The sequence below is a fragment of the Brevundimonas sp. genome, from assembly GCF_029945885.1.
Classification (GTDB): Bacteria; Pseudomonadota; Alphaproteobacteria; order Caulobacterales; family Caulobacteraceae; genus Brevundimonas.
In genome coordinates, this window is sequence record NZ_JAQSDK010000033.1 from 120517 (window position 1) to 130633 (window position 10117).

Consider the following 10117-nt stretch of genomic DNA (forward strand, 5'->3'; position numbering starts at 1 on the left):
GTCGCACCGGCTTGTCGCAGGCGCAGACCCCCATCAATGGAAGGCTTGACGGGGATCAAGAGCCGAGCGCGTCGAACGGTCTAGGAAGACGCCGTCACCCGCGGTCGACGGGCGGGCGAGTTGCCGATCAGGAGAGCCGGACGATGACCTTTCAATATCTTTCCGTAGGCGACATCGCGGTCATCCTGCCCGGCGCGACCACTGTCTTTCGTCGACACAAGATCGACTTTTGCTGCAATGGCGGTGCGCTGCTGTCGTCGGAAGCCGAGCGCCGCGGACTAGACCTGTCAGCCCTGGAAACGGAATTGCGCAGTCTCGGGACCCCGGGGATCGCCGCCCCGGCGGAAACCGCCGATCTGGTTGCGCACATCATCGAGCGCTATCACAAGGTCCACCGCGTCGAATTTCCGGAGGCCATCCGCCTGGCGCGCCGGGTCGAGACTGTCCATCAGGCGAAAGCCGACTGTCCGCGTGGTCTCGCCGAGCTTCTGACCCTGATGTACGATGATCTTGAGGATCACCAGCACAAGGAGGAGGCGGTCCTTTTTCCGGCGATGGTTCACGGTGGATCGCCGACGTTGCGCTATCCGGTCGCCCTGATGATGGAAGAACATGTCGAGCTGGGCGAGCAGCTGGCCTTCATGGGTGACCTGACCGACGACTTCACCCCGCCGCAAGGGGCCTGCACGACGTGGCGGGCGCTATATGCCGCGTGCAGCAAGCTGGATTCAGATCTGCGCGAACACATCCACCTCGAGAACAACCTCCTGTTCCAGCGCTTCATCTGACGGTGTCAGAAGTCCAGAATATCGGCCGTGTCGCCCGCTGCGAGCGCGGGGGCAGCGGAGCGTCGCCGGATCAGGACATCAGCTGACGCCAGGGCCTTCTGGGAGCCCGAATCCTGGGTGCCCAGAATAGCGACACCTCCATCGATCAGACGGCCGCGCTCGAAGGTTTCGCGGTCGCCGCAGGCTTTCAGCGCCGTGGTCAGCGACATGGGCCGCCAGTCCAGCATGGACGCTGCGTCCCGGCCCGCCAGACCGGCGATCAGCGGTGCGAGGAACAGGCGGGCGGTGACGATCGCCGAGGTGGGATTGCCGGGAAGCCCGATGATCCATTTGCCGTTGGCCCGCCCGAACCAGACCGGCTTGCCGGGCTTGATGGCGACCTTGGAGAAGATCAGCTTGAGGCCGAAGGGGGCGAACATCGCCCGGGCGAAATCCTTCTCACCCACCGAGGCTCCGCCCGTGACCACGATCAGGTCGGCCTCATCCAGCGCCTGACGGGCGGCGGCTTCCAGCCTGTCCGGCGTGTCGGGCAGACGACGACGGGCGATGACCTCGGCTCCGTATTGCCGGGCCAGGGCGGCCACGCCGAACGAGACGCTTTCCGGGATACTGCCGGGCGTCTCCAGTGCCTGTCCGGGCTCGGCCAGTTCATCGCCAGTCCCGAGGATGACGACGCGTGGGCGGCGCACAACGGACAGGGTCGCGACATCGGCCGCGGCGGCGGCGACCATGGCGCGGAAGCCCAGAACGGTCCCGGCGGGCAGCAGCACGTCGCCGGATGCGAAGTCCGACCCGGCAGCGCGGATGTGGCGACCGTCACCTGGAGTGGTCTCGAACAGGGCGTCGTCGCCGTAACGGCCGACGATCTCCTGAACCACAACCCGATCCGAGCCGTGGGGGACGGGGCCTCCGGTGAAGATGCGGGCGCAACTGCCGGCAGGAAGGGAAGGGACATCGGCCCGCCCGGCAAAGGCGACTTCGGCGATCGGCAGCCGCGCGGGCAGGGTCGTCAGATCGGCGTCGCGCACGGCATAGCCGTCCATGGCCGAGACCGCGGTGCGCGGCGCGTCACCGCGGGCCTTCAGACCTTCGGCCAGCACGCGTTCGCCTGCGAACTCCAGCGCCACGGCCTCAGCCCCGAGAGGTCGAGCCGCATTCAGGATCAGGCGGATGGCTTCGTCGAAATCAATCACGCGCCGGCCCCGTCCCCGGCGGTCCAGTCCCCCGACCGCCCGCCCGACTTTGACAGGAGCCGGACCCGGCTGATGACCATGCCACGGTCGGCCGCCTTGAGCATGTCGTAGAGGGTCAGGCAGGCCACGGAGACGGCGGTCAGGGCCTCCATCTCGACCCCGGTTGGCCCACTGACGCGGGCCTCGGCGGTGACGACGAAGCCGGGCAGGGCCTCGTCCATGACCACCGTCACCGAGACCTTGTCCAGGCCCAGGGGGTGGCACAGGGGGATCAGGTCGGCGGTGCGTTTGGCCCCCATGATCCCGGCCAGTTCAGCGGTGGTGATCACCGCACCCTTGGGAGCCCGGTCATCGCGCACCAGGGCCAGGGTTTCGGGCGCGCAGATCAGAAGGCCTTCGGCGACGGCCCGTCGGCTCGTCGTGGCCTTGTCGCCGACGTCGACCATATGGACCCGGCCGCCGCTATCCAGATGGGTCAGGGCGCTCATGGACAGATACCGCGGTAGCGCGGAATCTGGCCAACCAGAGAACAGGGCCGGAAGCGGCTGTCCAGCTCCTCGGCCAGCACGAGGTCCCAGGCGTCACGGCAGGCCCCGGTCGATCCTGGGACGCAAAAGACGAAGGTGTCCTCCGCCTGTCCGGCCAGGGCCCGCGACTGCAGCGTCGCCACCCCGACCGTGCTGAGGCTTTTGAGATGGAAGACGACCGAAAACCCGTCCAGCTCGCGGCGGAACAGGGGCTTGACCGCCTCGGGGGTCACGTCGCGCGGCGCGAACCCGGTACCGCCGGTGGTCAGGACCACGTCGATATCGGCGTCGGCGATCCAGACTTTGAGCTGGGCGCGGATGGCATCGACCTCGTCGTGAACGATGGCCTTGCCCTTCAGGACGTGGCCGGCCGTGGTCAGGCGCTCGACCAGCAGGCCGCCCGAGGTGTCGGTGGTCTCGTCGCGGGTGTCCGATATGGTCAGGACCGCGATGTTCAGCGGGTGGAACGGCAGATCTTCGTTGATTCCGGCCATCAGGGCGTTTCGTCCTTCCAGCGCGCCAGGGCGGCGCGATCTTCGTCTACGGGTTCGATCCAGCGGGTTCCGGCGGGACCGGTCTCGCGTTTCCAGAACGCCGCTTCGGTCTTGAGTCTGTCCATCAGATAGTCGGCGGCCTCGAAGGCGACGCGTCGGTGCGGCGCGGCGGCGGCGACGAAGACGATGGTCTCGCCCGGGACGATGTCGCCGCAGCGATGGACTACAGCCAGATCGCTGACGGGAAATCTTGCGGCGGCGGCCTCAGCGATGTCGACCATCGACCGCTCGGTCATGCCCGGATACCAGTCCAGCGTCAGGGATTCGATGGTCGAGCCGTCCTTGCCGACCCCCCGGGCCAGGCCGGTGAAGGTCACGACCGCCCCGTCACCGGTGCGGCCCGAGAGAAAGCGCTCCAGCTCTGACGGGGCGGACAGGGTTTCAGTCGCAAGCCGGACGTCGAGGGCCAACTCAGCCTCCGGAAAAAATCGAGAAGAAGGCGATTTCCTGATCAGGCCGGGCCAGGGTGTCTTCGCCGACGACGACCTGGTCCAGCGATCCGCGAACGTCGACGCGAAGCAGGGCGGCAGCGGCGACCTCGTCCCGGGCGGCCACAAGGTTGCGGATTTCACCCATCGTGGCCCCACCGGCCGGCAGATCCAGGCGGCAATTGGCTCCTAGTCGTTCCGCAACGCGGCCGAAGAACAGGATTCGGGTCATGATTGCCTCCATTTCAGGCCGCCTGCGACCGGTCGGCGTCGGCCAGGGCTTCGCGCAATTCCTTGATAAAGCGCGGAAGCAGGTCCTGTCGAACCGAAGGTTCGGACCAGTAGGGATTCATGAAGACGCAGCGGATCACCAGCAAGCCGCCATGTCCGTCCGGTACGTCATCATGGCCGTCATGCCCGGCCAGGACAGCCGCCATCAGGGCCGCGTTGTCCCGACCCAGCTTGGTCTTCGACACGGCGAAATCGGGTGAGGTCTGGAAATGGTCGAAGACCGCGCCGGTCCGAGCATTGGAGCAGCTTAGTGCCTCGCCGGGACGCGCCAGAGAGAAGCAGGCGATATTGCTGTCTGCGGGCAGGAAGCGAGCTTCGGGAATGGCTTTCCGGACGGCGGTCTGGAAGACCTGACGGGCATCGAGCGTGGCGGCCATCAGGGCTCCGAAGCCGTCAGCCTCGAACCCGATGGTTTCTGCCGTCAACCAGGTCGCCGCCGCCCCGGCCGCCGAGCGTGAACCCTCCAGCGTTGAGGACCATTTGCCCTGGCCCAGTTCCGGACGGTCCAGATAGGGGGCATCAAAGGCCGAAACGGCATAGCGTTCGGCGTCTGGTGTCAGAAAGGCCCCGCAGGCATAGGGCACATAGCCCAGCTTGTGCGGGTCGATGGTGATGGAATCCGATCGCCCCATCGCCCGCAGGGCCGCAGCGGTTTCCGAAGTCAGGGTCGCCTCGGATGGCCCGTCCAGCATGGCCGCGAGAAACCCGCCGTAGGCCGCATCCACATGTCGCCAGATGCGCCAGCCCCGTTCCGATCGCCAGTGATCCATCCGGTCATAGAGCCGGTCCAGCGGGTCCACGGCTCCGGTCTCGGTCGCACCGGCCACTGCGACCGCCATCAAAACCGGTCGTCCCTCGGCTTCGGCACGGGCGACAAGGCGTTCGAAATCGGCCAGGTCGAGACGGCCGCCGGCATCGAGGGCGATACTCCAGATCGCCTCTCCGCCCAGACCAAAGACGTTGGCCGACTTGCTCCAGGAATAGTGTCGATTGCCGGGGACCAGCATCACTGGCCCCATATAGTCCTGACCCGAGGCCCGGCTGATGCGCCGCCAGACGTCGCCGGGATTGGACGCTGCCGCGCTGCAGGCTTTCAGGTCAGCCTCCGAGAGCGTGTGGGAGGCCAACAACTCACGGAATCGCGTCCAGCCCATGTGGGCAGCGGCAAAGGGGTCGAGGCGTGTGCCGGTCGTCTCCGCGATGTGCAGGGCCAGGGCCAGCCAGTGATCCAGCCGGTAGCGGGCGCGCCAGACGGCCTCGAAATTAGCGACCGTTCCGCCAGAGGTGAAATGGCCCTGGGCGGAGGCAGGATCATAGCCCAGCATTCTGGCCAGGACGGCGATGGCCTGGGTCTCGATGACGCTGCCGGCCCGGCTGGCGTCGCGCGAGCTGTTGTTGGGATTGTGCAGCATGGCCGCAAACCAGCCCAGCAGGCCCGGCAACGACAGGTCCGACTTCATATGGGCGATGTAGCGGGGGGAAAACGTCGGCGTCTCGGCCGTCATGGCGTCGCACAGCGCCAGCAAACGACGCCCCAGCCGGTCGTCGGCGCGCGGGCCACCCGTGGCGGTCTCGACACGCTCCGGTCCGACCGGCGCGCTGTCCTCGAACCGGCCCGAACGCCAGCGAAACCAGTGGTCGAGCGTGGCATCCATCTCGCCGCGCAGACGGCTCTCGTTCTCGGAGCGCGCGCCGGGAAAATACGTCCGGGCGATCTCCCGGGCCAGGTCAGTGGTCATCGCTTCGTCGGCTAGCTCTGTGCCCGGAAGCGGGCTTACCCGCCCGGCCATACAGCCTGCGCTCGCAATCGCGATTGCCAACTGTCAATCGGCCTCCCGACTCCCGTCAATGCGACGGCGGCAAGTCGACTGGGACACAATCCGCATTTTCTCCTAGCCTGTGCCTCATGGACCGCAATGATCATTTCCGGCAGCTGCTGGCCACTGCCGCCGCCCAGCCCGCGCCGCAACGTCTGTTGTTTGTCTTTGCCGTAGCCGAACTGCCAGGGAATGCCACGCCCGAACAGACCGAACGGTTTCATCGCGGTGAGGGCGGATCCCTTGCGCCTCAAATGTGTGTCGACAAGGCCCCCGGGGATCTGGCGGATTTTGCGGCCCTGGTGACGGAATCCCGAAAAGCAGGGCCTCCCTGGCAGGTGGTGTTTGCCGCCAGCCTCTCCGGTCAGGCGGGACAGCCGCCGACCCAGGACCGGATTGATAAAGCCCTGCAAACCATGGTCGAGGCCGTCCGCGGCGGCGGGATTGGTGGCTTCGCCGCCTATGGACCGCAGGGTGAGTTCCTCGAAATCGCCTGATGCAGGGAGGTCCGCTTCAGAGCGAACCAAGCGGGGCCCTGACCCGGCATGATCTCATACCGATTGACAGCGCGCCCCTGTGGTGACCAGCGTTATGTGACCGCAGCGGGCGGCCGGAATGGCCTTGCGGGAAAAACACCATGGCGTCTGGATTCAGACTTGCTGCCATCATCAGCCTGGTGCTGGCGGCGTCGGTTGCGATTGGGATCGCTCATGCGGGCGAGCCGATACCCGGGGTCGATATCTACCTTGGCAAAAACCCCGGTGGTCGGGCGATCGTGGTTGCGACCACGGACCGGGAAGGTCGGTTCTCGGCCCAGGTGAGGGTGGAGCCGGGCGAATATGCGGTCACCACAGCCTGCGCGCCGCGACGGCCGTGCCGGCCGAACCGGTTGCTGACCCTCAGTGTTGATGGACGTGAGATCCGGCCAAACACCAGGGGAATCCACTTGTTTCCGGTCGGTTCGAGTCTGGGCACGGTGATGATCAGCGGTCGGGTTGAGACCCTGGAAGCGACATCGACACCGCGATAGCCGGGGCTGCGGGGCCGGCGGGTATTCGCCTCTGATCATTCAAGCTGGAGAGACCGGGATGAAACTGTTCGTCGCCATCGTCGCCGCCCTGCTGCTGGGCGCTTCCGTCGCCCATGCGGAGCCCGGCACCCCCATTCAGGGGATTCCGGTCGGGCTCGAGGGTGACCCCGGGAGCATCGTCGCCCCTCGGGTGACCGATCGCGAGGGCAATGTCGTGTTCGCCGACCTGGCCCCCGGCCGCTACGCTGTCTTCATCCCGGATGCGTCCCGGCTTCAGGCTCCGATACGCCTCCGCATCAGCGCCGACGTCTCGACACTTCGAATCCAGAACTACGTCATTGTCGCACAACCCGGGCGCGGGCGGGCCTACACCCTCGACGACAGGGGGCAGCGGCTGGTGGTGACAATCCCCCGGGCCGGTGGCCGCATCGCGATCAATGCCTCGTCGATCTTCGACCGCTGGGGGCGCGGGGGTCAGACGCCCCGCTAGCGGGCCGCTTCGCGGGTCAGCACTCCAATGACGACGATACCATCGTCGGCAGTCTTTGGTCGCCGCTAGCTGCTTAATGACTTTAAGCTAATCGAATCAAATACATTTAAACCCGAGCGTTTCATTTGCTGTGCGGCCTAAATATTATATTTGACAAATATTCATGGCAGGTCGAGCGTTCAAAATTAGTGTGAATAGTTGCCACTTGCCGCGACTTGTCTCCGGGATTCGAGTCCAGTTTTCAGTTCCTCCAGTCTGGTTCAACGCACATGATCGTTCTGACTCCGAACCGACGCTGGGTGCTGACCGGCACGACGCTGGCCATGGCGGGAGTCGCCGGACCGGTCCTGTCCCAGGACCGTGCCCGCTACGACGGGCTGAAGAAGACCATCGCCGTCGACCTGTTCCGGGCCACCGAGGCCGTCGGTGGTTCGGTCACGGCGGACGGTATGACCGCCATGTTGATTCAGGCCCTGGTCGAGGACGGTCGGTTCCTGGTCGTCGAGGGCGATGGCGGTCCGATGGCGGCCAGTGCCCTGGTGCGGGGCGCGGTCACCAAATATGAAGCGGCGGCTGGCGGCAGCGGCCTGAGCATCAGTGGTGGCCCGCTGGGCGGCCTGCTGGGCGGTCGCGCCGGCACCCGCAGCCAGACCGCCGTCATCGAGATCGCGCTCAGGCTGGTCGACACTTCGACCGGTCAGGTCATTTCGACGTCCAGCGCCGAGGGTCGCGCCTCATCGCGCACCACCGAGGCCGGACTGGTCGAGAGCTACGGCGGGGCGCGACTGGGTGGCGAGATTTTCCGAACCACACCGATCGGCCAGGCCGGCCAGGACGCCATCGTCAGGGCGGTTGAGCAGATCGCCTCGGGCATGCGCAGGGTCACCTGGTCGGCCATCGTCGTCGATGCGGGCCCGTCCGGCGTCTATCTGAACGCGGGGACCGACCGGAATGTAGTGCCGGGCCTGACCCTGAATGTCTGGCGGCCCGGCCGCACCCTTACCGACCCCGGAACCGGCGAGGTTCTGGACGTCGAAATGAGCCGGATCGGGCAGGTACAGGTCGCGACCGTGCGTGATCGTCTGTCCATCGCCACCGTGACCGAGGGCGGCGAGCCCATGCGCGGCGACGTGCTCAAGACCGACTGACGCTGGCTGTTTCTGAAACCCATTCCCCAAGGACACTTGCGATGAAGACCACTGTTGGAACCCTCGTCATGCTCGGTGCCGCCCTGACCGCCGGCCTGGCCCTGGCCCAGACGCCGCCACAGTCGCGGAGTGGCCAGGCCAGGACTGAACCGGGCGCTGGCGCGGGGGAGACGCGGGCGCACGTCAATTCCTCGGGCGCAACCCTTGCCATGGAGACTATCTCCCCCCGGACCGGGCCGGTGCCGGTCCCCGGCTGCGGACCGGTTGCCCCAACCCCGACCTCACCGTCGACCCGCTCGACGACGACGCCCGTCAACGGCATCGGCGGTCTGGGAGGGGGACGGCTGTCAAACCGCGACCATATCGACCAGGACGCCCAAGTTGACGCCAGAGTGCTCCGCGTCATCAACAACAGCGAGACTGACACAGCCCAGGTCGAAGGGACTGCTGCAAGGCCGGGAACCGCGACCGGCAGCGGTTCTCCAGCCACGCCGGCCTGCATCCCGCCCCCGACCGGCCGCCGCTGAAGCAACAGGACCGACCCCAAGACCCACGGCAGGATCATCCGTCTCACCCGCCTCAATATACCCAGGAGCAGACACCCCAGCATCACCGTGCCGGGAACTATCGCAAGCGTTCACGTTGAAACCCGGCTGACCCTGATCGGCTACAGACTTCGCAAGGACCCTCCCGATGAAACGCAGAACCCTCATCCTGTCGGCTGCCGGTATTGGCCTGTCACTATTGGTCGCCCCGGTGGCTTCGCAGACGCGCGCACGACTGTCGATCGCCAGCGTCATCGACGGTGAACCGCCGATGCGCGGCGACGTGCTGAAAGCGGATTAGCGGGCTCGGCCTGTACACGGAGAGATGACCATGACCGTCAGACCTGTCGCCATCGCCGCCATCGGCCTGCTGCTCGCGGCCTTCGGGCAAGCCACGCCGAACACGCCGATTTCAGATACACCCATCGGCCTCGAGGGCGAGCCCCAGTGGCTCGCCGCCCCCATCCGGACCGACGCCCGCGGCGAGGCCGTCTTCTCCGTCGGACCCGGCCGCTATTCGGTCTTCCTGACCAATCCCACGGCGCCGGCGGTCGTGACGGTCACGCCGGTCAACGACGCGCCGTCGATGACGTCCGCGCCGATCAGGCCCGGCCGGGGTCGGGTCTATGCGGTCGATTCTTCCGGCCGCCGGCTGACGACGGTAGTCCCGCGCGACGGCGGCCGTGTTCGTGTCACCCTGAGCGTCTGGGATGATACCGATATCGTGCACCGCCAGGTCGATGACGCCGCCGGGGCCTCGGCCCCCGTCAACGGCATTGGTGGAACCGGCGGCGGCCGGCTGTCGAACAGGGGGCGCCCGGAAAACGGAGAACCGCGGGCGACCGCCAACCCGTCCGGCGGACCCATCGACATTGAGTCGTGGTCATGGGGGAGAATCGACCGCGTGAATACGGTCCAGGCGTGTGCAGCGCGAGGCGGGGCAGTCGTCCTGCACGAGGGTGTCCAGCAGTGCCGCCTGCCGGTGACGCCCCGCCGCTGAGAGGCCAATTCGGCAATGGGGGCAGTATCGACCACGCGTTTGACCGACCGGGCTCGCAGACGGGCCACCCGTCCCAAGGACAGCAACAAGGAACTGGACACCATGCGGAAAGCAGCGATCATTCTGGCCGGCGCGGCCATGTTCGACCTCGGCGTCGTCGTCGTATCGGTCCAGGCGCAGGAGAGCTTGCGCCCGGCGCCAGGGGCCGTCGTCACGGCGCCGGGAACGACCTCGAACCGGGATCACATCGTCCAGGACGCCCGGATCACGGGCTGCGCCAACGGCAAACACATTCCACAAGCCCCT

Annotated in this window: 15 protein-coding genes; 9 read left to right on the top strand and 6 right to left on the bottom strand. The window is 66.7% G+C overall.

Annotation, left to right across the window (positions count from 1 at the left end; translation table 11 throughout):
- Positions 1–11 precede the first annotated feature (11 nt).
- Positions 12–788, top strand: a complete 777-nt coding sequence (locus tag PSV00_RS12400; protein WP_300447668.1) for a DUF542 domain-containing protein — start codon at positions 12–14, stop codon at positions 786–788.
- 5 nt (positions 789–793) lie between these two features.
- Here the strand turns inward: PSV00_RS12400 and PSV00_RS12405 are convergent, their stop codons facing one another.
- Genes PSV00_RS12405 through PSV00_RS12430 form a run of 6 tightly spaced genes read right to left on the bottom strand, consistent with a single transcriptional unit; the run spans position 794 to position 5520 of the window.
- Positions 794–1981 (bottom strand): molybdopterin molybdotransferase MoeA, encoded by a 1188-nt coding sequence (locus PSV00_RS12405; protein WP_300447670.1) that lies wholly within the window; start codon positions 1979–1981, stop codon positions 794–796.
- Complete coding sequence (gene moaC / locus PSV00_RS12410; RefSeq protein ID WP_300447672.1) at positions 1978–2469, bottom strand: cyclic pyranopterin monophosphate synthase MoaC; 492 nt, start codon at positions 2467–2469, stop codon at positions 1978–1980. Before moaC ends, PSV00_RS12405 begins: the two co-directional genes overlap by 4 nt.
- Positions 2466–3002 (bottom strand): molybdenum cofactor biosynthesis protein B, encoded by a 537-nt coding sequence (gene moaB / locus PSV00_RS12415; RefSeq protein ID WP_300447674.1) that lies wholly within the window; start codon positions 3000–3002, stop codon positions 2466–2468. Before moaB ends, moaC begins: the two co-directional genes overlap by 4 nt.
- Positions 3002–3472, bottom strand: a complete 471-nt coding sequence (locus PSV00_RS12420) for a molybdenum cofactor biosynthesis protein MoaE (protein ID WP_300447676.1) — start codon at positions 3470–3472, stop codon at positions 3002–3004. The genes moaB and PSV00_RS12420 overlap by 1 nt, the downstream gene beginning before the upstream one ends.
- Position 3473: 1 nt before the next feature.
- Positions 3474–3722: a MoaD/ThiS family protein gene (locus PSV00_RS12425; RefSeq protein WP_300447678.1), complete on the bottom strand. Its 249-nt coding sequence runs from the start codon at positions 3720–3722 to the stop codon at positions 3474–3476.
- Positions 3723–3735: 13 nt separating this feature from the next.
- Positions 3736–5520 (bottom strand): pyridoxal-dependent decarboxylase, encoded by a 1785-nt coding sequence (locus tag PSV00_RS12430; protein WP_300447680.1) that lies wholly within the window; start codon positions 5518–5520, stop codon positions 3736–3738.
- 167 nt (positions 5521–5687) lie between these two features.
- Here PSV00_RS12430 and PSV00_RS12435 point away from each other — a divergent pair, with 167 nt between their 5' ends.
- The 8 genes from PSV00_RS12435 to PSV00_RS12470 all read left to right on the top strand — a co-directional run.
- Entirely contained in the window at positions 5688–6095 is a 408-nt protein-coding gene (locus PSV00_RS12435) for a ribonucleotide reductase subunit alpha (protein WP_300447682.1), read from the top strand.
- Between the two features lie 140 nt (positions 6096–6235).
- The gene (locus PSV00_RS12440) at positions 6236–6628 is read left to right on the top strand and encodes a hypothetical protein (RefSeq protein ID WP_300445581.1); all 393 of its coding nucleotides are present in this window, start codon (positions 6236–6238) and stop codon (positions 6626–6628) included.
- 58 nt (positions 6629–6686) lie between these two features.
- The gene (locus PSV00_RS12445) at positions 6687–7118 is read left to right on the top strand and encodes a hypothetical protein (protein WP_300447684.1); all 432 of its coding nucleotides are present in this window, start codon (positions 6687–6689) and stop codon (positions 7116–7118) included.
- 269 nt (positions 7119–7387) lie between these two features.
- Positions 7388–8266: a CsgG/HfaB family protein gene (locus tag PSV00_RS12450; RefSeq protein ID WP_300447686.1), complete on the top strand. Its 879-nt coding sequence runs from the start codon at positions 7388–7390 to the stop codon at positions 8264–8266.
- Between the two features lie 41 nt (positions 8267–8307).
- Positions 8308–8793 (top strand): hypothetical protein, encoded by a 486-nt coding sequence (locus PSV00_RS12455; protein WP_300447688.1) that lies wholly within the window; start codon positions 8308–8310, stop codon positions 8791–8793.
- A 166-nt stretch (positions 8794–8959) separates the two neighbouring features.
- The gene (locus PSV00_RS12460; RefSeq protein ID WP_300447690.1) at positions 8960–9112 is read left to right on the top strand and encodes a hypothetical protein; all 153 of its coding nucleotides are present in this window, start codon (positions 8960–8962) and stop codon (positions 9110–9112) included.
- Positions 9113–9142: 30 nt separating this feature from the next.
- Positions 9143–9811, top strand: coding sequence for a hypothetical protein (locus PSV00_RS12465; RefSeq protein ID WP_300447693.1), 669 nt, complete (start codon positions 9143–9145; stop codon positions 9809–9811).
- Positions 9812–9850: 39 nt separating this feature from the next.
- On the top strand, positions 9851–10117 hold a 267-nt coding region (locus PSV00_RS12470; RefSeq protein ID WP_300447695.1), incomplete at its 3' end, for a hypothetical protein.